Source organism: Prochlorococcus marinus str. MIT 9107, assembly GCF_000759855.1.
Taxonomy (GTDB): domain Bacteria; phylum Cyanobacteriota; class Cyanobacteriia; order PCC-6307; family Cyanobiaceae; genus Prochlorococcus_A; species Prochlorococcus_A marinus_N.
On the sequence record NZ_JNAI01000009.1, the window covers coordinates 234,459 to 252,399 of the forward strand.

Here is a 17,941-nt window from a genome sequence, read left to right on the forward strand (position 1 = left end):
TTATTAGATATTAACGATATTGAGTCAACATACGCTAACCTTATTAAGGTTTACATATAAAAAATTGAAAGAAAAATTGACTGTTTCAGATAGCAAAAAGTTATTTCATGAACAATTTCCTTATGTCATACCTGGACTCTATAAAAGAATAGTTGATGAAATGCTTGTTGAGCTAAATCTTTTAAATCATCAAAATGAATTTGCACAGGATTATCTCTTTTGTATTGGCCTGGCTGAAACATTCAAAGTATTAATGAAAGGATACAAACCTGAGAATCATTTAGATTTACTTTTCGAATCATTATGTAGTTCTACGAATTTTAAAGCGAAGGAAATAAAAGAGATCTCTCAAAAATCTCAAGAGGAATTTAAGGATAAATCATCAAAAGATACATTAAAGTTATTAAAAGAAAAAAATAATTCCAAACTTTATCCTTCAAGGATATTAAACTTAGGAGTATATATACTAATTTCAAATTCAAAAGATTTCAAAGATGGAAATGAATCTGAGATGAATAAGATGATGACTGATATTTTTGAGAACTTAAAATTATCTAGTAATAAAGCAGAAAAAGATATTGGAATTTACAAAAGCAGCATATCCAAAATGGAACAAGCTAAAGAACTGATAGAAGAACTAAGAATAAAGGATAAGAAAAAAGATTAATAGCAATAAGATTATTTTTTTAACCTTTTTTTATCCTTCCAAGAGATATAAGAAATATAAATTACAGCTAATGTTATAGATATGAGTAAAACTAATGACGTAATAATAAGAAATTTACTTAAATAGACTTCAAAAGTTAAAAATGAAATCATATGTCAATTGAGCCGTCACCATTTCTTCCCCAAACAACCATTGCGATTGAGAAAGTAAAAATAGCAGCTAAAGAAGCCCATCCTATTTGAAAGATCATTAGATTTAAATCACTTATATAAATATAACAGAACTTCAATTTTTTTTAATCATTTTTCATCTAAAGTTAATTTCTCAGAAATACAATTTAGCAAATAGAATAAAAATAAAAAATTTGGGCAGATTAGTATTAAATCATAGTTCTAACATCGAAGGTCTAATTCCAATTCTTAAAAAGTTAGTCCTTAACACAAACATTAATACTATAACTCCTGCAGCGATATCAAGAGTAAGGGGTAGATCTTCTAAATTGATCATTAGATTATCAGTAAAAACTATAAACGGATATAAAGCCATCGCAAGAAAGGGTAAAACAGCCCAAGAAGTTTTTATTTCAACAGATTTAAGTAAAGATGAATTAAAACAAATTATAGAATCTTACAATATCAAGTAATTTAATAAATAATAATAAAAATTTGCTAAGTAGAAAATCAATGAAAATAGTATTTAATTTTTCTTTGTTTTTATTTGTTTTGCTATTGGGGGTGGATAAGTCATTCTCGCTTACTGATTACCAAATAAAAAATATTTGCAGAAAAGAAATAAGAGAATCAACTTGCATAAAAAATTTAAAAGATAAAAGGTATCTTCTAAAAAAAGGTAATTTTATTGAAATCCCAGTAATACCTTATAAAAGGTAATGAGAATTTAAATTTCAAATTCTGATTCAAAAAGATTAAAAGCATCATTATAATTTTCCAGAAGTCCTTCAGAAATATCATGAAATCCATGTTGATCATAATCTTCATTTACTTTGTCATATAAGTAGACAACCTTGTTAAACGCGCTCATATATTCCGTTTGTATATCTTCATCATCAATATCATAGATTTTGGCCAAAACCAATTCGACATTTTTTTTTGATGAATATATTTTCTTCTCAAAATCTTTATTTAGCTTCCTTCTTTTTTTTTTCATCTATAATTTTTATTTTGAATTCCAATTTACAATACTCAAATTCATAGATAAATTAAATTAAAACTTATAAAATAAAAATATAGTTTCCAAATCAAAATAAAACTCCTACATTCCAAGTATATTATTCGATGATATGAATAAAAAAGAAACAAGTAATCCTAAAGTTGTTAGAAACCAAAATCATGAATCCAAGAAAATGAATACTTCTGAGAACCGCAACAAAAAGAGTAATAATGATCTTCCATGGTGGGTAGAGTTTTTATTTGTTCAAATAGGATTGCCAGATAATTTACTAATAAAAATATTAAGGACAAAAAAGAAATCGAAAGAAATTATAATTAATAATAAAAAATTAATAATATTAATTTTGTTTGGGTTAGCCACATTCTCATATTTTTATCCAGTTATTAAACATGCAAAAAATAAATTAGATTGTGAAAAAATTGCTAAAAACTACATTATTAAAAATAAAAATATAATTCGGATTAATAAAAAAGAGTTAAGAATGTTATCAACAAATTTTTGTTATGGTGGAAACGAAATTAACAAAATTGAAAATTTAAATAATTAAAATTTTCTCTTTATTTTGAATTAACCAACTATATTAAAGTACAATTGCTACTTTGAGTTTAATTAAGATTAAATTTAATCCTATGTCTGATATAAGCCAAAAGAAAGAAAACGTAAAAATGCATTTAAAAGAATTAAGGCAAAATTTAAAAAAAATGCACTTATCTGTAACAGACGAATTGATATTGCCTCAGCCAGATGAAATAAAAATATTGATGAATAAAATGGATCAACTATTAAAGTTAATAGAATCAAAATAAACTATAATTTTAAAAGCTTATTACAATTAAAAGCCAAAATAAAATGAAAAGAATAAAACAACTTTCACAAATATTTTTAATGTTTTTTGTCTTAACTTCATGTAAAACATCAATAAATAAAGAATCCCCTGAAATTAATTCTGAAGAAAGTACTAAAGAGAATGAAATTTCAGAATCGACAAGAATGGAAATAAAATTTTCTTGTGGAGAAGATGGGATTTCTAAATATTTAGATGATGGATGGATTATCTTAAAGGAATATTCTCAAGAAAAAATTTGCACTTGGAAATCTGTCCCTTCTACAAAAGATTGTGATATGGAAAAAGATAAAGGATGTAAAATAACAAAACCTGATAAAATTGGAGAAGAGAAAATTTATTTATTAGAAAAATAATTTTGTTTTATGAATCCAAAATCAGAATATTTAGTAGATTTAATTTTTAAAAAATTAAAAAAATACAAAGCCAAAGAAATTATTTTAGAAAAAGAATCCTTAAAGAAATTTATCTCATCACTTTTAAAATAAAAATAAATTAGAAGAAAATATAATAGAAAATGTTATTATAAATTTAAAATTTGGATGTGAATATGTATAATTTTTCGTCTTTAACTATCGTGCTAATGATTACTTTTATTGTTAGCCTCTATTTTTTATATAAGGTTACTTCAAATGCAAAGAATTGAAAAATATTTCTTACATTTTAGATAATTGGGTCGTCTCTAAGAAATAAAACAGAATTATTGCTTAAACCATCACTGATCCATTCTTTATACTCTTCTAAAACACACTTTTTATCAGAATCACTTAGTAGTTTTATTCTTTTTCTGGCATTATCCATAGCTAAATTAATAGAGAATTCGCAATTTTTAGAATATTGTTGCATTTTTTTCTTTTATTTTAGTAAAAGTGATTACCAAATCTGTATTATAAATGACAATAAATAAGTATTAATTTATAAGGGTATAATGCAATACTGAACTATTTTTTATATATTTGTGATAATTAGACTTTAAATATTATCATGTCATACGAAGCTGGAAGTAAAGAATGTAGACATTTGATTGAGGCGAAAGACAGTCTTCTTTCTGCAATGGAAGCTTTAAGCAATATGAATTCAACGGATTTATTACAAATTCAAATTAAAGAAATATACAACAAACTCGAAAATATGCATGATAATCGCAAAAAAATTGAATCAGCTAAAAATTATTTATAATTAAATTCTGTTGATTTAGAAATCCCCAAATTGAGTTTTTATCTTTCTTACTTTTTTATCTGATAATAAATCCAGTAAAGCATCAAGTTGAGCATGAACTTCCTTTGCCTCATTTGGATCTGGCAATAAATCGTCTTTTATAAGCATTTGATGCATTTCTCTAAGCTCTAACCTAATATATCTAAGGTGAGAACTTACTTCCTCTCTCTTAGTTGCACTCATATTTGCCTTAAATTAAATCCATTATACATTATGAGGTTTTTGTCATGCCTAATTAAATTAAGCTGTATTGGAAAACATTATTTATTTAGTAAATTTTCAAAAATTTTCAATCTTGCAATGTAGTAGTATATTTTTCATGAAAAACAAAAAGTCTAGAAAAATTAAACCTAAATTAAATAAAAAAAATCAAGAATTAGGTCAAACAAAAAGTTCTGCAAAATTAGTCCTTTTTATATTTGGAATAGGTCCAATAATAGGCATAGCAATATTTTTATATAGCAAGGGATTCTTTAATTCACCAATTATGTAAATCTCAAATATTAATTAACTAGAATAATTAAATAAAATAAAAATAGTTATTGAAATTTCTTTAATGAAAATATCCTAAATTCGGCCAATTTTCTAGCATTTTCTGGATTAGAAACTAAAAAAGGATGATCAGCTAAAAATTCAAATACTTTATCTATTTTTAATTGTGAGTCCTCACAATCAATATTTTCCCATACCTCATCAAATGAAATGGCAAAGCTGTCAGCATTATCATAGAGTTTATCATTCATAAGATTTTTAATCTGAATTAAATGATTTTAAAATTTTGAACATGTCTAAGAGAGTAATTACAGGAAGGATATAAGACAAACTTTAACACTAATTTAATAGATATCTTTAATTGAAAGCTTTTTTAAAATTACAAGTTCTTTGATTACTTAACTTCAAATTAATACTATCAATTAAGATATGATCATATTTGACAGAAGTGTTACAATAATGACATATGTAAAAATTTATGGAAAATAAAGTTAAAAGAATCGGATATCTTCCAAGAAAAAGGGTACTTGAAATTATTGATGAAATATCAAAAAGTGAATCTATAAGTAGATCTAAAGTTGTAGGGTTATTAGTTGAGGAAGCCTTAGGTGCTAGAGGAATTGCAAATTTTGGATACAGGAATACTAGTAAATCAAACTTATACAAATCTGATAATTACAAAGATTTAAAGAATGAAAAAGTTAATTTAAATGATCCAGAAGATGAATTTGTTGATGATAGTGGCTACACAGTTTCTTCTCACAAAAAATTAGATCGTTCAATATCATCTGCAGATATCGAATTAGCAAATAAAATTAATATTCTTAAAGAGTCTGGATTAATATAACCTCCAATAATAATTTTTTTATTTCTTTGTGCACAATATTGAATCATTGTTTATTCTTAGTCAAGAAGAATATTCTTTTTACTAAATTGGAATATTAAATCCCTCCTAACACTAATTTTGTAATTAAAAAATGAAAGATATTAAATGTCCTTCATGCGGCAAAACCTTTAAAATTGATCCCAGCAGCTTTGAAGAAATACTTCTTCAAATAAAAGATGAAGAATTTAATAAACAAATAAAAGAAAGACTTCAACTGGCTGAAGAAGATAATAAAAAAGCTTTAGAAATCTTAAAAAGAGAATTAAAAATAAAGTTAATTGAGCAAAATCAAATTAAAGAAGTTGAGATCCAGGCTCTTGAATCTAAATTAAATATTGCAGAAGAAAAAAAAATAAATGCCTTAAATGATTTAAGAAATCAAGCAACAAATAAAGTGAATTCACTTAATAATGAATTGAACAAATTAAAGGATGAAATCAAAAACCAGTCTTTAATTTCAGAATTATCCTTAAAAAATAAAATAAATGAAGCTGTTTCTAATTTAGAACATAAAAACTCATCTCTAATAAATTCCATTGAAAAAATGAAACTTGAACAGTCAATTAATGAAAAATTAATTGAAGAAAAGTTTAAAAGCAAAATTAGTGAAAGGGACCTGACTATTCAGGAGCTAAGAGAAATGAAATCTAAATTGTCTACAAAGATGATTGGAGAAACCCTAGAAATCCATTGCGAAACTCAATTTAATCTTAATCGCGCTACCGCTTTTAAAAATTCATATTTTGAAAAGGATAATGATGCTACTTCAGGAAGTAAAGGTGACTATATATTTAGAGAATTTGATAATAATAGAATTGAAATAGTATCCATAATGTTTGAAATGAAGAATGAGAGTTTGAATGGAACTAATAAAAGAAAAAACGAAGATTTTTTAAAAGAACTAGATAAAGACAGAAGACAAAAATCATGTGAGTATGCAGTACTTGTTTCGCTTCTAGAACCTGATAGTGAATTATATAATACCGGAATAGTAGATGTTTCCCATAGATATCCAAAGATGTATGTCATAAGGCCACAATTCTTTTTGCCAATTATTTCTCTTCTTAGAAACGCATCTATGGAGGCTTTAAAATATAAATCACAAATTGATTTAATGAAACGCGAAAACTATGACATAACAAATTTTGAAAGTACTCTTGAGCAATTTAAAGATGCAGTTGGTAAAAATGTATCTCTAGCCCAAGACAGGTTTAATGATGCGATTTCAGAAATAGATAAATCAATAACCCATTTGCAAAAAACTAAAGAAGCTTTAAATCTTTCAAAAAAACACCTTTTATCCGCTGACAGCAAATCTCAAGATTTAACTGTAAAGAAATTAACTAGAAATAACCCAACCATGAAAAAAAGGTTTAATGATTTAGAAAATTTTGATGAAGAAGTAGCTTAATTAAATCAAGAAAAATTTCAAATTAATAATAGTTAAAAATACATTTAATTACTAATTTATAAATCTATTATTAATAATAAATTCCATAGTAAAGAAAATAAAGTCTATGAACACGCCAATTTTCACAATTGCTAAAGATCTTAATCTTGAAAGTAATAGGATATTACTTGCCTGCAAGAAACTTGGAATCAATGCCAAAGCTGCTACAAAGAGATTAAATAAAGAAGAATTCGAAAAAATTAAAAGTTATTTTGAAACTGGCAAAAATGTATCAGATGAAATAGTCAATCTTAATAATAATGAAAGTAAAGAAAAAAACAGTGCCAGAATAATTAAAGAAAAAGTAAAGATAAATTTTTTCGCAAACAGACTTATTCGCAAATCGTAAAAAAATATAGTCATGAAAAGTTAATAATTTTAGGAGATTTATTCCATAGTAAATATTCAATAGATAAAACTCTTCAACAAAAAGTTGAAGATCTTACAGAGCTTCTCAAAACTAATGTTGAAGTTTAAGAGGAAATCATGATGTAGGTTGTAATCTTAAAAATATAAAAATTTTTGATACAAAAAAAAATAAAAACATGACTTTTAGCCCTGAGCCTGTCAATTCAACAGGTAGTAAAACTTTGAATATTTGTGGACATTATCATCCAAAACTCTTTTTAAGAAGCAATGGTGATAAATTATCTTTTAGATATTTTGCAATGGATAGAAATACTTTATTTTTGCCTGCATTTGGAGACTTAACAGGAGATTATCCCTGTAGAAAGTTATTTAAAAAATGGGCAATTGTTTCTGAAGAGGAAATTATCGAAATATAATTCTTAAGAAAAATTTCTAATAAGCTGCATTAATTTTTTAATTAAATATACTAATTTATACTTAAAAGTCTCATTTAACATTTTCTTCATTTATCTTATAATTAGGTATTTTCTACTAATGAATAAGTAGATGACCAAAATTAAATACATATAATGACTCTTCCTTCAAAAGCCAATTCACGTTATAAAAAAAATAAACGGATTTTATAGAAATGAAAAAATTCATATACTTGATTTTATTTCCATTTCTTATAGTTCCTCTTGGGACATACGCAAATGAAAATTTTTCCGTCGAGATAGAGGCCCTTACACTCGTAATGGAAAAATATAAAGAAGAAACCCAATCTAATATTGAGTTAAAAACTAACAATAAAAAGCCGACTTATTTGGCTCTTAAACAAGATGAATGCAATGCAACTGTTAAAGTTACAGAAAAAACAGGGTTAGAGGTTGTTAATATCGAATCATTCGACGTAAATGTCTGCAAGAGAGAAGTCTATAAAGTCATCAACTAAATAGGGAGAAGATAAGAATTTAATAAAAATAATAATAAAAGAGGACTTTTACTTAAAGAAGGCGAGACCTCGAAACCTAACAGAAAACCTTTGGAACGGGTACTGCATATTTAATTAATAACTTCTATTTGATTTTAGAGATGTAATTAAAAGTACAAAATATTTTTAATTATTTCTTCTTTGATAATGTTTGTGATTCTTCTCTAGACATTAAAGCTTCAATTTGAGCAAGAACTTTCTGAAGTTCATCCGTTTTTGTTAGAGATGCTTCTGCTACATCTCTTAATTTTTCTAACTGTTCTTTAGTTTTATCCATGATAAATAAATTAGAAAGAAACTACTTTAAAAAATAATTGGTTTTGAAACAAATTTTTAGTAACACACAGACCAATATTCTCTCTTTTTTTCATAAAGTCAAATAAATTTCCGCTTATTATTGTTTTTTTGAGAACTTCCAATAAATACTTTATTTATTATTGAAATCATAAGATTATCTAAATTAGAAAAATTTTTGAATCATGAAGTAAATACAGGCAAGCCTATAGTTGCAGTTGTAATTAAGGCACCAGCGAAAATCAAGAATGGTAGAAAAGGAAAGTTTTTCAACATTTAATTTTTAAATTAGAAATAACTATATAGGTATTTATACTGTTTGTCTACCCCTAAAGTGTTTTAGAAGTAAAAATTTTTCTTTTAAAAGTAAAAATTAAACATTAACCAAATTTACCTGATATGTATTCCTGAGTAGTTTTTTCTTTTGGAGAATTAAAAATTTTCTTTGTTGAATTAAATTCTGCAAGATAACCAACTTTTCCACCATCACCATCTTCATATGCGATAGCATTGAAAAATGCAGTCATATCACTAACTCTTAATGCCTGCTGCATATTGTGTGTCACGATTATTATGGTGTAATTCTTCTTAAGTTCGTGCATCGTCTCCTCAATTTTTAACGTAGAGATTGGATCTAATGCAGAGCATGGCTCATCCATGAGAATTATTTCAGGTTCAATCGCAATGGTTCTGGCAATACATAATCTTTGCTGTTGTCCACCAGATAAAGAGTAACCACTGTCATTTAATTTATCCTTACATTCTTCCCATAAAGCAGCTTTTCTAAGTGAACTTTCAACTAATTCATCCATATCTCCCGTAAAACCATTAATTCTTGCTCCAAATGCAATATTTTCGTAGATAGATTTAGGAAAAGGATTAGGTTGTTGAAAAACCATTCCAATTCTTCTTCTTACTTCAACTGGATCTACTCTTTTATCATAAATATTAGTTCCATCAAAAAGGACAGTTCCTTTTAATGAACAATTAGGAATTAGATCGTTCATCCTATTTAAAGATCTAAGAACAGTTGATTTACCACAACCAGAAGGGCCAATAAGAGATGTTATATTGCCTTTTTTAAAGTTACAAAAGACATTTTTTACAGCCTCAAAAGTTCCATAGCTAATAGATACATTATCAAGAGATAAAATGACATTCTTTGTTATCTTTTTCTTAGTTTTAATCATTTATACTCTCTTAGTTTTCTCAGTGAAAGCGGCCAATATTCTTGAAAATATATTTACTGATAGTATCGACAAAACAAGAATAAAGGAAGCTGCCCAAGCTAATTTATTCTGAGCATCGTAGGGTTCTAGAGCAAAATTGTATATTAATACGGCCAAAGAACCCATCTCGTAAAACAAATCTCCAAAACCAGTTATGTAGTAGTAAGAAAATAAAGCAGTAAATATCAAAGGTGCTGTTTCGCCTGCCGCTCTTGCAATTCCAAGTACAACACCAGTAGCAATAGATCTAAAAGCAGAGGGCAGAGTCACTTTCAAAATAGTTGTATACATACTTGCTCCAACGCCAAGAGAAGCATATCTCAATTCATTCGGAACCAACTTTAAACCTTCATCGGTTGTTTTTATCACAGTGGGCAACATTAATATTGAAAGAGCCATTCCTCCCGCCAAGCCACTGTACATACTTCCAAACAAGATCTTTGTAGAAACAATTAAGGCATAAATAAATACACCTGCAATTATTGAGGGAACTCCCGCTAAAACATTTACACCAAATCTGATAAATCTTGAAAAAGCACCACCTTTAGAATATTCAGCTAGATATATGCCACCGCCAACGCCTACTGGTATGGCAATAGCTGAAGCAATAGTAGTAATTATTAATGTCCCGATCAATGCAGGATTTATACCTCCTGCATCTAAATCATCTCCAGGCGGATTTGGTTCTAAAGTAAATAGTTCTGGTGTAATTTGAGCTCCACCTTTGATAAGAATATAAGTCACCAGAGAAATCAAAGGAAGTATTGCAATCAATGCACAAATTGCGGATAAAGAAGTAAAGAATTTATCTCCTATATTTCTTGATAATCTTTTCTGATAATAAAGTGAATTCATAATTATCTAATATTTGAGACTAAATTTCTTAACTAGCCATTGAGCAAAGATATTTACCACTAACGACAGGATCATCAATACAAAAGCCGAATAAAAGAGTGATGAAACCTGACTTCCATCAGCTTCACCAAACTGGTTTGCAAGCATGGATGAGATGGTATATCCAGGGGATAATAGAGACCAACTAAATGTATTGGAATTACCAATAATCATTGTGACCGCCATTGTTTCGCCCATTGCTCTTCCTAAAGCCAATAGAACACCTGCCATAATTCCTGATAATGCTGCCGGCAAAATCACTGAAAATATTGTTTTCCATCTACTTGCTCCAATTCCATAAGCTGCATTTCTTAACTTTTTAGGAACCTGATTAAGTGAATCCCTTGCAATGGAGGTCACTATAGGCAAAAGCATTACAACTAAAATTAATATTGCTAACAAGGAATTCCTACCTGTAGGTTCTGTACTAAATAAAGGCATCCAACCATAGAAATTATGTAAAAAAACAAAAAACGCTCTAAAAAAAGGTTCCATAACAAATATTGCCCAAAGTCCTAATACAACAGATGGAATAGCTGCTAATAATTCAACAAATGAACCTATTGTTTCTCTAACAACTTTAGGCACAAAGTCTTCGGTAATAAATATTGCAGTTCCAACTCCCAGAGGAATAGTTATTAATAACGAAAGAAATGATGTTACCAATGTCCCATATATAGCAGTAAAAGCTCCGTATTCATCTTTTACTGGATTCCATTCAGAGGTTACTAGAAACTTCAAGCCATACCTTGAAAAAGATTCAAATGACTGAAAAAAGACTACTAAAATAATTCCTAAAAGTATTATTGCTACGAAACTAGACAAGACTAGGGCAGTATTCTTGAAGATAATATCTATATGTTTTTCGATACCGAATCTTTTACGATTCTTGAAAAGAGTTAATTTCTCTTCCATTTAAAAAAGAATATCTCTATAAATCTACTACTAAATGCTGTAAATGACGTTAATAGGGGTTAAAGGTATCTGAAAGTCATGATAATTTGTGACATGTATGGAAAATCATATCTACTTTAAGAGCTCTACTGCTACAACAAGATTTCCCAACAAACCGATCAAAATATTTAGCTGTTCTTTGCTACCAAATGCTATTAATACCTGACCTGGTTGAAGTATGAAATTGCCTCCAGGATTGGTTACCAACTTCTCGTTTTCCTTAATGGCTAATATTTTTGCACCACTCTTTTTGCCTATTCCAAGCTCAAAAAGTGATCTTTTCTCGGCAGTTTCAAAAAGACTAATATCATTACTTAATTCAAATTCTTCAATTTCACATTCACTTCCAGCGAGAAGATCAAGAAAGTCAATTGCTATTGGTCTTAAAGCCATTGAGGCCATAGCTCTACCTGCAGCTATATAAGGACTTACAACTATACTTGCACCAGCTAATCTCAACTTACTTGCAGCTTCTTCAGTTCCAGCTCTTGAAATTACTCTAATAGAACTTCTTATACCTTTAGCACTTAAAACCACATATAAATTTGAAGCATCATTAGGTAAGGTAACAACTAAACTTTTACATTTTTCTAATCCTGCCAGTTTTAAGGTCTCATCAAGAGTTGCATCAGCACAAAGCACTTCTAAACCATTTTCTTCGGCAATCTTTTTTCTATCTTCATCACTTTCAACAACAATAATAGGAATGTTTTGCGCTTTTATTTGGTTAGATATTTCCTGCCCTACCCTCCCATATCCGCACAAAATTACATGATTTTCCATTTTTCTAAGAATTCTTTTAAAACGTAATTCGTTTACTCTTTGAAAATAGCCTGACTCGAATAATCTAACAGCTTTTTGAAAGGTAAATTGAATAAAGATCAATCCGCCAACAATTACTAAAAGAGTAACTATCCTGCCTTCTGGACTTAAAGGTTGAACTTCTCCAAAACCAATTGTGGTTATTGTGATTAGAACCATCCATAAGCAATCACTCCATTCCCATCCCTCTGTAATTCGATAACCAATTGCACCTAACAAGAACAGAAAGAATAAAGAAGAAACAAGACCAAACCAAGGCCTTAAATAATCTTTAATAAAATAAAACTCAAATAATCTAGGCTTCATAACCATTATTATCTTTAAATATTCAAAAATTTCAAAATATTTTCTATTATGTTTCTAAAACTATCTATTTTTATAAGTGAAATACATAATAAGCAGGATAATAATATTTATATTTGTAATTCTTTGCATTAAACAAATGATTACTGTGTCAGGTCTTATTTAATTATTGATTAAAAATTAATTAAGGTTTTACTTGTACTGATTCAATTAGAAAATCAGAAGCTGTCCTTAACCAATCAGCAACTGTAAGACGAAGTTCAGGCTGAGAATATACAAGTGCAACAATAATTCCAACTAAGATTATCTTTATCATGGTATTTCAAATATCCTTATGAATTAAAGCACAACTATTTAGTAAAAAGAACCTTAAATTTATAAAAATGAGATTAATTAAAATTTCACTAATTGATTAAACAAGTATTCCACTCTTCTAAGATTAACACCCAAATCAGATTGACCTAATCTTGCTGCAGATCTTATTTGAATGATTCCTTTTGATCTATCTAAATAACTTCTTACATCAAGCTTCAAAATTTCGAGATCATCTGGAAATCTAAAAATCAAGCTTCTACAAACACCTCTCCAATAATTCCTCCCACTTTCAATAACTTCTGTCCTAGGTAACCCTTCTGCGATGGAAACAAGTTGAATAAACTTTTGATCAACATTTATTAATTTCTTTTCTATCAAGACACTATTTAATGGATTAGTTATTGGTGCAAGAGCTTGAATAGAGGAAACCATATTTTTAAAAATTATATAGATCTTCTAACCGATTTCATACACAAAGTGAGAGGAAAAAAGTAATAAATTTTCCTATAAAAGTATTCTCTTTATAAAGATTCCTTATTTTGAAATCAAAATTCTAAAATTTGAGATTTTTTATTGTTTTTTTTGATAGAGATGTTTGCCTACTTTGTTTACTATTTAGTTTCTTAACCCATAAGAAAACTCCTACAAACAAAAAAATTTCAACAATAATTCCAACCTTTATTAAACTCATTTTTTATCCTCTTTTTTCTTATTGGTGCCCTCTATGGATGGCACAAGAATATTTAATAACCACTTTTTAAATGAACTTAACGGTTTCATAATCTATTTACTTGCCTTTTCTCCATAAACTCCTACCTTTGATGAGATCCTCTATATTAGGCCAAGCTGCTATTAATTCCTTAAGTGCTTTTCTATTAGGAGTATAGAAAACACATGACAATGCACTTATTAGATAAAGTATGAACCACAACTTACTTTCTGAATAAGCTAAAAACAAAGAAAAAAGAAAACTTCCAATAAAGAAAAAGAAAAATGACCTATTTACTATCTCTAATGGAGTTCTTTTTAGCCTATAAAATTTAATCTTTTTACTATCTTCTTCAGTATCTTTCTGAATTTTACTTTCGTATGAATTAATTATTTCTTCTTCAAGAACCTTTTCATACTCTAAATTATAAATTGGATCGCTTTTATCCTTTTTATTTTTCATTAGTATCTCTACATTATAAATATAGTAACGAATTTAAAGTGTTTTAAAAAGTATCAAATTTTATCTATCAATAGAAGCTATACGAATAGATCATGGTTTTGAAAATACTTTAAAAATGTCTTATTTATAAAAGATAGATTGCTTAAGACATTCTTTTTTATTTTTCCTAATCTTTGGCCCATTTTAAATAATTACCTCTATAAACTTCTTAGCATTCATTAATTTGGAAGGCAATATTTAATTACGGAGTTAATATAGTTTAGAGATTTAAATATTTATCTATATGCAAAGATATTTGATTTCCTACGAATTTACTGATGGAGAGGATCAAGAAGAAGGTGCGGAAATGCTAATTAATTGGTACGAATCAGGCGGTCCTCAAAATAGACCAGAAAACTATGAGGTTCATTCATGGATTTTTATGGTACAAAATGGGATAGGACATTCTGTAGTTAGTGCAGATTCTCTTGAGACAATTTGGAAGCAATGGCATCCTTGGAGAAGGTTAATGGATATAAGTATTCAGCCATGTATGGATCTTGATGAGACAGTCGGGTTATTCAAAAAACAAAAAATGAATACACGAATTGTCTGAAAGTATTTATAAGACCTAAATAGAAATTTCTTTTTAGTAACCACTAATACTACATACATATTTCCATTCGGTAAAAAGGATAAGATTAATTTTCCATAATGAATGATTCCTATCACATTTACTTCAAAGGAGAAATTCTTTTCAAAAATTTAAGTAAAGATGAATTCGAATTTGTTTGGGGAAAACTTTATACTTCTTATATAAATGCCCTAAGCAAAGAGATTACTTACGAATTAATTAGTGACAATAACACTTTAGAGTCAAACTTTAACCTTGAACCTTCTTATTAAATTAATAAATAGATATTTAATTATGAATAAAACAAGAAAAGCTGTTTCTCTTTTATTTTGAGGAACTCTTTTTCTTCTTTAGTAATATCTAAACCTAGTTTATTTGCCTCAATTTCAACATTTGAACTATAACTTTCATAGTTTTGCTCTTTTAAATAAGCCAACAATACCAATATCTGTCATAAACCAAATAAAGTGATAGGTTTCTCCAATTGGCTCTTTTTTTAAAGAGTCATTAATCAAACTGCATGTTGAATCCATTTATCAGTGAGAGGCTTTTAATTACCCCCATTGCAATACCTTACTGCCTCAGAATTACTCCTACCATCTTCAATAATTTCAACAACACAATTATTAAAAAGTTTAGACTCTTTTTTAACTGAACAGAATCCAAAAGCAATCGCAGCCAAAGCTATTGCAGATACTAAACTAGAACCAAGTTGAATAAAGCCATAGGCAAACATAATGTTTCTCTTGCCAGAACATTTTTTTGAATCCTTTTTTTCTTCTGTCATTTTAAGAATTTAAAGTTCTTTAAATTTATATGATTAATTTAAGGATTGAGAAATAAATACATAGAGAAAACTTAAACAAGTCCAAATTTGAACAATTGAGACAAAATTTTTTAAATTCAAGTTTCCTTTTATTTTTCTTAACTTTAATTGTTAATTTGATACAACATACAAAATTCAAATTTTAAAATTATTTTCAACATTAGTTTAAGAGAAAGGGTTTATTGCTAATTTAAAAAGTAATGATTCCATTGTTATAACAATAGATTATGGTACTTTTTAAACTACATTTATTTTTTTTTTGATGAAGTATAAATACTTAAAAATTAATTTAGAAAAGCTTGTTTTGATAATGCTCCCCGAGAGTTATCCACTTTTTCAGTGTTTTTCAACAGGGTTTTCCACAATATGTTGATTAAATTCAATTTTCTATGTGCAAAATAAAATATTATCTCTTAAAAAAAATAACATCCACAATTTGTTTTTCAGATAACTAGGATATGAATCTTTTTTATTTAGACTTATCTTATGTTGTATTATTCCAATTGAGACTAGAAGGAATTTTACTTCTGAAATCAAAAAAGAATAAAAAATATCAAAGATTGGTGTTCTTACAAATGGAAATCAATCTTTAGTTAAAAACTTTAATAAGGCACGATAATTTTTAGACCCGTAAAAAATATATAAAAAAACTAATAACTTTTATTTTAGGACGTGTTAGTACTTGTCATAAATAAATACATTAAATAAGTATTTATTTAATCAAATATAAACTTTTCATTAAATATCCAAAATAAAAGCCCCGCCTTTAAACGTAAAATTTAAATAATAGTTATATTATTTTTATCCCAGTAAGAGATCTGATCAGAAATATAAATGATAAATATATAGGTTTTATCTATATATATTCATTGCCTATCATCTAAAATTTTTTTTAAGGATGAATACTAAAGAACTCAAATTCAAATACAAAAAGCTTTTAAACAAAGCAGCCAAAGCTAACGGACGTAAAGAAACCGTTTTTCTCTTAAATCGTGCTGCTAAAATCAAATCTAAACTTTATTCTAATGTTAGAGTAAATTGCTCTAAGTGTAATGGAGCAGGATTTCTAAGAATTTCATTGGATGAAACTAAGACTTGTCTCTCTTGTTATGGAAGAGGCTTTTTAATTAAAGAAATTCAACAGTTTTAAAACAAATTTGATTTATTAATGAAAGATCTCATTCAAACTCACAAAAAATTAATCAAAACAGTTAAAGAACAAATGGGGTTTTCAGATTATGGGATGTATTGGCTTGCTTTCCTGGAAGGGGGCTTAACTATTTGGTTGATAGATAGAATCTTTTTTCACTGATTAAATTTTTAATCTAAATTTTTTCAAAAATTTTTTTGATATTAAATAAATAAATTTTTCGAAACCATTTAAAAAGTTGTAGCATAGTAAAAAAACAAAATGCAATTACTGGGATTGATTCTTCTTATAGCTAGTAGCTGGTATTTATGGAAATTAACATCAAACTTTCTCGACGAACCCACAAAAAAAGAGTTATCAAATAGTTTTAATAACCTTAAAATCAAATTTACTGAGGGGAAGCAAAATTTTTCCAAAGCAAAAATAAGTGAAGCTTGGGAGAAATACAAAGAAGAAGGTGGAGCCTTATCCAATAAAGACAAAAGTTAGTGGATTTATTCATTATTACAAGTTTCACTAAAAATATTACTAGAATTGATCTGATAGGAATTTTGCTAGGTCACTTTATTTTTGCCGTTGCATTGACACAGCTTTTAGATTGGAACTGGTTGAAAAAACTTATGAGTGAAGAAGATAAAACAAGGATGCTTAAAAGTTATACATGGAAAGACTTATTAGTTGATGGAGCAATTATTACAGTAATTCTGGGAATTATTTTTTTAATAATTAGCATTTTTTTATAAATGGAAATAACTTACATACTTCTAGTTTTTTTATTGCTATCAATTGTGATTTTCTCTCAAATAATCAATTCTTCTGATAAAAATCGACCTTAATGACAGAAGTAACTAGCAACTCCTCAACTGGATGGTATTTAATCGCTTTGGTAAGTACTTTATCTTTTTTAGCCTTAGTATATTTTGGCCAAAAAAGATAGCTCATACTTTTAAAGAGTATTTAATTCATAAAAAAAACCCTGCAGCTACTTGAGATGCAGAGTTTTTGATGATTAAGTGAATGTTTTATATAAATCTATTAATAATGAAACCCTTTTTCTTAATTAGAGAAAAAGAGACCAATGAATGTGGTGAAGATACTGAATTCACGGTCTCTTTATTAACCGCATTTTTCGGTAGATACGACAATGAATCACCTCCTTTACTAATATTTCTTTAAACATAACTAAAAGAATTAAATAAGAAAAGAAATTCGTTAAAAATTTAAAAGTTTTTTAACAACTTAACTTTCTTAATCTCTGATATTAATAATCAATATAAAAGTAA

The 17,941-nt window shown here is 27.5% G+C and carries 36 protein-coding genes; 20 read left to right on the plus strand and 16 right to left on the minus strand.

Annotated features, from left to right (window positions below; all coding sequences use genetic code 11):
* Positions 1-19: 19 nt before the first annotated feature.
* Complete coding sequence (psb29, locus tag EU92_RS02115) at positions 20-667, plus strand: photosystem II biogenesis protein Psp29 (RefSeq protein WP_032513476.1); 648 nt, start codon at positions 20-22, stop codon at positions 665-667.
* Positions 668-815: 148 nt separating this feature from the next.
* Here psb29 and petN read toward each other — a convergent pair whose 3' ends face one another.
* Positions 816-917, minus strand: coding sequence for a cytochrome b6-f complex subunit PetN (petN, locus tag EU92_RS0109200; protein WP_032513475.1), 102 nt, complete (start codon positions 915-917; stop codon positions 816-818).
* 114 nt (positions 918-1,031) lie between these two features.
* Here petN and EU92_RS02110 point away from each other — a divergent pair, with 114 nt between their 5' ends.
* Together EU92_RS02110 and EU92_RS02105 are read left to right on the plus strand one after the other, a co-directional pair.
* Complete coding sequence (locus EU92_RS02110) at positions 1,032-1,310, plus strand: DUF2103 domain-containing protein (RefSeq protein WP_032513474.1); 279 nt, start codon at positions 1,032-1,034, stop codon at positions 1,308-1,310.
* 40 nt (positions 1,311-1,350) lie between these two features.
* Positions 1,351-1,557, plus strand: coding sequence for a hypothetical protein (locus tag EU92_RS02105; protein WP_032513473.1), 207 nt, complete (start codon positions 1,351-1,353; stop codon positions 1,555-1,557).
* A gap of 7 nt (positions 1,558-1,564) precedes the next feature.
* On the opposite strand, the gene EU92_RS02100 is transcribed toward EU92_RS02105, so the two are convergent.
* Positions 1,565-1,756: a hypothetical protein gene (locus EU92_RS02100; protein ID WP_241432578.1), complete on the minus strand. Its 192-nt coding sequence runs from the start codon at positions 1,754-1,756 to the stop codon at positions 1,565-1,567.
* Between the two features lie 211 nt (positions 1,757-1,967).
* On the opposite strand from EU92_RS02100, the gene EU92_RS02095 reads away from it, so the two are divergent.
* From EU92_RS02095 to EU92_RS02085, 3 genes are all read left to right on the plus strand, one after another.
* Positions 1,968-2,405: a hypothetical protein gene (locus EU92_RS02095; protein ID WP_032513471.1), complete on the plus strand. Its 438-nt coding sequence runs from the start codon at positions 1,968-1,970 to the stop codon at positions 2,403-2,405.
* 82 nt (positions 2,406-2,487) lie between these two features.
* The gene (locus tag EU92_RS10005) at positions 2,488-2,664 is read left to right on the plus strand and encodes a hypothetical protein (protein ID WP_193741733.1); all 177 of its coding nucleotides are present in this window, start codon (positions 2,488-2,490) and stop codon (positions 2,662-2,664) included.
* A 43-nt stretch (positions 2,665-2,707) separates the two neighbouring features.
* On the plus strand, positions 2,708-3,058 hold the full coding sequence (locus EU92_RS02085) for a hypothetical protein (RefSeq protein ID WP_032513468.1): 351 nt from the start codon (positions 2,708-2,710) through the stop codon (positions 3,056-3,058).
* Positions 3,059-3,365: 307 nt separating this feature from the next.
* On the opposite strand, the gene EU92_RS02080 is transcribed toward EU92_RS02085, so the two are convergent.
* Entirely contained in the window at positions 3,366-3,548 is a 183-nt protein-coding gene (locus EU92_RS02080) for a hypothetical protein (protein ID WP_032513466.1), read from the minus strand.
* A gap of 138 nt (positions 3,549-3,686) precedes the next feature.
* Here EU92_RS02080 and EU92_RS02075 point away from each other — a divergent pair, with 138 nt between their 5' ends.
* Positions 3,687-3,881, plus strand: a complete 195-nt coding sequence (locus tag EU92_RS02075) for a hypothetical protein (RefSeq protein WP_032513464.1) — start codon at positions 3,687-3,689, stop codon at positions 3,879-3,881.
* 15 nt (positions 3,882-3,896) lie between these two features.
* On the opposite strand, the gene EU92_RS0109205 is transcribed toward EU92_RS02075, so the two are convergent.
* Positions 3,897-4,103: a hypothetical protein gene (locus tag EU92_RS0109205; RefSeq protein WP_032513463.1), complete on the minus strand. Its 207-nt coding sequence runs from the start codon at positions 4,101-4,103 to the stop codon at positions 3,897-3,899.
* Positions 4,104-4,239: 136 nt separating this feature from the next.
* On the opposite strand from EU92_RS0109205, the gene EU92_RS10010 reads away from it, so the two are divergent.
* Entirely contained in the window at positions 4,240-4,413 is a 174-nt protein-coding gene (locus EU92_RS10010; protein WP_193741732.1) for a hypothetical protein, read from the plus strand.
* A 46-nt stretch (positions 4,414-4,459) separates the two neighbouring features.
* On the opposite strand, the gene EU92_RS02070 is transcribed toward EU92_RS10010, so the two are convergent.
* Positions 4,460-4,663: a hypothetical protein gene (locus EU92_RS02070; protein WP_032513462.1), complete on the minus strand. Its 204-nt coding sequence runs from the start codon at positions 4,661-4,663 to the stop codon at positions 4,460-4,462.
* A gap of 227 nt (positions 4,664-4,890) precedes the next feature.
* Here EU92_RS02070 and EU92_RS02065 point away from each other — a divergent pair, with 227 nt between their 5' ends.
* From EU92_RS02065 to EU92_RS02050, 5 genes are all read left to right on the plus strand, one after another.
* On the plus strand, positions 4,891-5,259 hold the full coding sequence (locus EU92_RS02065; protein ID WP_032513461.1) for a hypothetical protein: 369 nt from the start codon (positions 4,891-4,893) through the stop codon (positions 5,257-5,259).
* Positions 5,260-5,389: 130 nt separating this feature from the next.
* Positions 5,390-6,709 (plus strand): DUF2130 domain-containing protein, encoded by a 1,320-nt coding sequence (locus EU92_RS02060; RefSeq protein ID WP_032513460.1) that lies wholly within the window; start codon positions 5,390-5,392, stop codon positions 6,707-6,709.
* Between the two features lie 106 nt (positions 6,710-6,815).
* On the plus strand, positions 6,816-7,097 hold the full coding sequence (locus EU92_RS02055) for a translation initiation factor IF-2 N-terminal domain-containing protein (RefSeq protein WP_032513459.1): 282 nt from the start codon (positions 6,816-6,818) through the stop codon (positions 7,095-7,097).
* A gap of 196 nt (positions 7,098-7,293) precedes the next feature.
* Entirely contained in the window at positions 7,294-7,533 is a 240-nt protein-coding gene (locus EU92_RS10210; RefSeq protein WP_241432579.1) for a hypothetical protein, read from the plus strand.
* A gap of 212 nt (positions 7,534-7,745) precedes the next feature.
* Positions 7,746-8,048, plus strand: a complete 303-nt coding sequence (locus tag EU92_RS02050; RefSeq protein ID WP_032513458.1) for a hypothetical protein — start codon at positions 7,746-7,748, stop codon at positions 8,046-8,048.
* A 169-nt stretch (positions 8,049-8,217) separates the two neighbouring features.
* Here the strand turns inward: EU92_RS02050 and EU92_RS10015 are convergent, their stop codons facing one another.
* The 9 genes from EU92_RS10015 to EU92_RS02020 form a co-directional block, all read right to left on the minus strand.
* Entirely contained in the window at positions 8,218-8,364 is a 147-nt protein-coding gene (locus EU92_RS10015) for a hypothetical protein (protein WP_193741731.1), read from the minus strand.
* 397 nt (positions 8,365-8,761) lie between these two features.
* Positions 8,762-9,571, minus strand: a complete 810-nt coding sequence (gene pstB, locus EU92_RS02045) for a phosphate ABC transporter ATP-binding protein PstB (protein WP_032523456.1) — start codon at positions 9,569-9,571, stop codon at positions 8,762-8,764.
* Positions 9,572-10,465 (minus strand): phosphate ABC transporter permease PstA, encoded by an 894-nt coding sequence (gene pstA, locus EU92_RS02040; protein ID WP_032513455.1) that lies wholly within the window; start codon positions 10,463-10,465, stop codon positions 9,572-9,574.
* A 6-nt stretch (positions 10,466-10,471) separates the two neighbouring features.
* Entirely contained in the window at positions 10,472-11,419 is a 948-nt protein-coding gene (gene pstC / locus EU92_RS02035; protein ID WP_032513453.1) for a phosphate ABC transporter permease subunit PstC, read from the minus strand.
* A gap of 111 nt (positions 11,420-11,530) precedes the next feature.
* Positions 11,531-12,586: a potassium channel family protein gene (locus tag EU92_RS02030; RefSeq protein ID WP_032513498.1), complete on the minus strand. Its 1,056-nt coding sequence runs from the start codon at positions 12,584-12,586 to the stop codon at positions 11,531-11,533.
* 181 nt (positions 12,587-12,767) lie between these two features.
* Complete coding sequence (locus EU92_RS10310; protein WP_275040533.1) at positions 12,768-12,899, minus strand: hypothetical protein; 132 nt, start codon at positions 12,897-12,899, stop codon at positions 12,768-12,770.
* Between the two features lie 77 nt (positions 12,900-12,976).
* Complete coding sequence (locus EU92_RS02025; RefSeq protein WP_032513450.1) at positions 12,977-13,330, minus strand: DUF1499 domain-containing protein; 354 nt, start codon at positions 13,328-13,330, stop codon at positions 12,977-12,979.
* A gap of 121 nt (positions 13,331-13,451) precedes the next feature.
* Positions 13,452-13,589, minus strand: coding sequence for a hypothetical protein (locus EU92_RS10020; protein ID WP_193741730.1), 138 nt, complete (start codon positions 13,587-13,589; stop codon positions 13,452-13,454).
* 96 nt (positions 13,590-13,685) lie between these two features.
* A complete protein-coding gene (locus EU92_RS02020; RefSeq protein ID WP_032513449.1) occupies positions 13,686-14,069 on the minus strand; it encodes a hypothetical protein in 384 nt (127 codons plus the stop codon).
* 283 nt (positions 14,070-14,352) lie between these two features.
* On the opposite strand from EU92_RS02020, the gene EU92_RS02015 reads away from it, so the two are divergent.
* Positions 14,353-14,664: a DUF3303 domain-containing protein gene (locus EU92_RS02015; protein WP_011818215.1), complete on the plus strand. Its 312-nt coding sequence runs from the start codon at positions 14,353-14,355 to the stop codon at positions 14,662-14,664.
* A gap of 98 nt (positions 14,665-14,762) precedes the next feature.
* Complete coding sequence (locus EU92_RS10150) at positions 14,763-14,954, plus strand: hypothetical protein (protein WP_032513447.1); 192 nt, start codon at positions 14,763-14,765, stop codon at positions 14,952-14,954.
* A 135-nt stretch (positions 14,955-15,089) separates the two neighbouring features.
* Here EU92_RS10150 and EU92_RS10315 read toward each other — a convergent pair whose 3' ends face one another.
* Positions 15,090-15,215, minus strand: a complete 126-nt coding sequence (locus tag EU92_RS10315) for a hypothetical protein (protein WP_275040534.1) — start codon at positions 15,213-15,215, stop codon at positions 15,090-15,092.
* A gap of 17 nt (positions 15,216-15,232) precedes the next feature.
* Complete coding sequence (locus tag EU92_RS0109220; RefSeq protein ID WP_032513446.1) at positions 15,233-15,469, minus strand: hypothetical protein; 237 nt, start codon at positions 15,467-15,469, stop codon at positions 15,233-15,235.
* Between the two features lie 937 nt (positions 15,470-16,406).
* Here EU92_RS0109220 and EU92_RS02005 point away from each other — a divergent pair.
* The 5 genes from EU92_RS02005 (at position 16,407) to EU92_RS10320 (ending at position 17,834) form a co-directional block, all read left to right on the plus strand.
* Entirely contained in the window at positions 16,407-16,658 is a 252-nt protein-coding gene (locus EU92_RS02005; protein WP_032513443.1) for a molecular chaperone DnaJ, read from the plus strand.
* A gap of 18 nt (positions 16,659-16,676) precedes the next feature.
* Positions 16,677-16,820, plus strand: a complete 144-nt coding sequence (locus EU92_RS10025) for a hypothetical protein (RefSeq protein WP_193741729.1) — start codon at positions 16,677-16,679, stop codon at positions 16,818-16,820.
* A gap of 99 nt (positions 16,821-16,919) precedes the next feature.
* Positions 16,920-17,147 carry a hypothetical protein gene (locus EU92_RS02000; RefSeq protein ID WP_032513442.1) on the plus strand — a complete coding sequence of 76 codons (228 nt, stop codon included), beginning with the start codon at positions 16,920-16,922 and terminating at the stop codon, positions 17,145-17,147.
* Positions 17,147-17,401: a hypothetical protein gene (locus EU92_RS01995; RefSeq protein WP_032513441.1), complete on the plus strand. Its 255-nt coding sequence runs from the start codon at positions 17,147-17,149 to the stop codon at positions 17,399-17,401. The genes EU92_RS02000 and EU92_RS01995 overlap by 1 nt, the downstream gene beginning before the upstream one ends.
* A 298-nt stretch (positions 17,402-17,699) precedes the next feature.
* Complete coding sequence (locus EU92_RS10320) at positions 17,700-17,834, plus strand: hypothetical protein (RefSeq protein ID WP_275040535.1); 135 nt, start codon at positions 17,700-17,702, stop codon at positions 17,832-17,834.
* Positions 17,835-17,941: the final 107 nt, after the last annotated feature.

What these genes read in the sequence shown, in the direction of transcription:
- petN (WP_032513475.1), bottom strand. Translation starts at nt 917, where the DNA reads ATGATCTTTCAAATAGGATGGGCTTCTTTAGCTGCTATTTTTACTTTC.
- EU92_RS02105 (WP_032513473.1), top strand. Translation starts at nt 1,351, where the DNA reads ATGAAAATAGTATTTAATTTTTCTTTGTTTTTATTTGTTTTGCTATTG.
- EU92_RS02095 (WP_032513471.1), top strand. Translation starts at nt 1,968, where the DNA reads ATGAATAAAAAAGAAACAAGTAATCCTAAAGTTGTTAGAAACCAAAAT.
- EU92_RS10005 (WP_193741733.1), top strand. Translation starts at nt 2,488, where the DNA reads ATGTCTGATATAAGCCAAAAGAAAGAAAACGTAAAAATGCATTTAAAA.
- EU92_RS02085 (WP_032513468.1), top strand. Translation starts at nt 2,708, where the DNA reads ATGAAAAGAATAAAACAACTTTCACAAATATTTTTAATGTTTTTTGTC.
- EU92_RS02080 (WP_032513466.1), bottom strand. Translation starts at nt 3,548, where the DNA reads ATGCAACAATATTCTAAAAATTGCGAATTCTCTATTAATTTAGCTATG.
- EU92_RS02075 (WP_032513464.1), top strand. Translation starts at nt 3,687, where the DNA reads ATGTCATACGAAGCTGGAAGTAAAGAATGTAGACATTTGATTGAGGCG.
- EU92_RS0109205 (WP_032513463.1), bottom strand. Translation starts at nt 4,103, where the DNA reads ATGAGTGCAACTAAGAGAGAGGAAGTAAGTTCTCACCTTAGATATATT.
- EU92_RS10010 (WP_193741732.1), top strand. Translation starts at nt 4,240, where the DNA reads ATGAAAAACAAAAAGTCTAGAAAAATTAAACCTAAATTAAATAAAAAA.
- EU92_RS02070 (WP_032513462.1), bottom strand. Translation starts at nt 4,663, where the DNA reads ATGAATGATAAACTCTATGATAATGCTGACAGCTTTGCCATTTCATTT.
- EU92_RS02065 (WP_032513461.1), top strand. Translation starts at nt 4,891, where the DNA reads ATGGAAAATAAAGTTAAAAGAATCGGATATCTTCCAAGAAAAAGGGTA.
- EU92_RS02060 (WP_032513460.1), top strand. Translation starts at nt 5,390, where the DNA reads ATGAAAGATATTAAATGTCCTTCATGCGGCAAAACCTTTAAAATTGAT.
- EU92_RS02055 (WP_032513459.1), top strand. Translation starts at nt 6,816, where the DNA reads ATGAACACGCCAATTTTCACAATTGCTAAAGATCTTAATCTTGAAAGT.
- EU92_RS10210 (WP_241432579.1), top strand. Translation starts at nt 7,294, where the DNA reads ATGACTTTTAGCCCTGAGCCTGTCAATTCAACAGGTAGTAAAACTTTG.
- EU92_RS02050 (WP_032513458.1), top strand. Translation starts at nt 7,746, where the DNA reads ATGAAAAAATTCATATACTTGATTTTATTTCCATTTCTTATAGTTCCT.
- EU92_RS10015 (WP_193741731.1), bottom strand. Translation starts at nt 8,364, where the DNA reads ATGGATAAAACTAAAGAACAGTTAGAAAAATTAAGAGATGTAGCAGAA.
- pstB (WP_032523456.1), bottom strand. Translation starts at nt 9,571, where the DNA reads ATGATTAAAACTAAGAAAAAGATAACAAAGAATGTCATTTTATCTCTT.
- pstA (WP_032513455.1), bottom strand. Translation starts at nt 10,465, where the DNA reads ATGAATTCACTTTATTATCAGAAAAGATTATCAAGAAATATAGGAGAT.
- pstC (WP_032513453.1), bottom strand. Translation starts at nt 11,419, where the DNA reads ATGGAAGAGAAATTAACTCTTTTCAAGAATCGTAAAAGATTCGGTATC.
- EU92_RS02030 (WP_032513498.1), bottom strand. Translation starts at nt 12,586, where the DNA reads ATGAAGCCTAGATTATTTGAGTTTTATTTTATTAAAGATTATTTAAGG.
- EU92_RS10310 (WP_275040533.1), bottom strand. Translation starts at nt 12,899, where the DNA reads ATGATAAAGATAATCTTAGTTGGAATTATTGTTGCACTTGTATATTCT.
- EU92_RS02025 (WP_032513450.1), bottom strand. Translation starts at nt 13,330, where the DNA reads ATGGTTTCCTCTATTCAAGCTCTTGCACCAATAACTAATCCATTAAAT.
- EU92_RS10020 (WP_193741730.1), bottom strand. Translation starts at nt 13,589, where the DNA reads ATGAGTTTAATAAAGGTTGGAATTATTGTTGAAATTTTTTTGTTTGTA.
- EU92_RS02020 (WP_032513449.1), bottom strand. Translation starts at nt 14,069, where the DNA reads ATGAAAAATAAAAAGGATAAAAGCGATCCAATTTATAATTTAGAGTAT.
- EU92_RS02015 (WP_011818215.1), top strand. Translation starts at nt 14,353, where the DNA reads ATGCAAAGATATTTGATTTCCTACGAATTTACTGATGGAGAGGATCAA.
- EU92_RS10150 (WP_032513447.1), top strand. Translation starts at nt 14,763, where the DNA reads ATGAATGATTCCTATCACATTTACTTCAAAGGAGAAATTCTTTTCAAA.
- EU92_RS10315 (WP_275040534.1), bottom strand. Translation starts at nt 15,215, where the DNA reads ATGGATTCAACATGCAGTTTGATTAATGACTCTTTAAAAAAAGAGCCA.
- EU92_RS0109220 (WP_032513446.1), bottom strand. Translation starts at nt 15,469, where the DNA reads ATGACAGAAGAAAAAAAGGATTCAAAAAAATGTTCTGGCAAGAGAAAC.
- EU92_RS02005 (WP_032513443.1), top strand. Translation starts at nt 16,407, where the DNA reads ATGAATACTAAAGAACTCAAATTCAAATACAAAAAGCTTTTAAACAAA.
- EU92_RS10025 (WP_193741729.1), top strand. Translation starts at nt 16,677, where the DNA reads ATGAAAGATCTCATTCAAACTCACAAAAAATTAATCAAAACAGTTAAA.
- EU92_RS02000 (WP_032513442.1), top strand. Translation starts at nt 16,920, where the DNA reads ATGCAATTACTGGGATTGATTCTTCTTATAGCTAGTAGCTGGTATTTA.
- EU92_RS10320 (WP_275040535.1), top strand. Translation starts at nt 17,700, where the DNA reads ATGAAACCCTTTTTCTTAATTAGAGAAAAAGAGACCAATGAATGTGGT.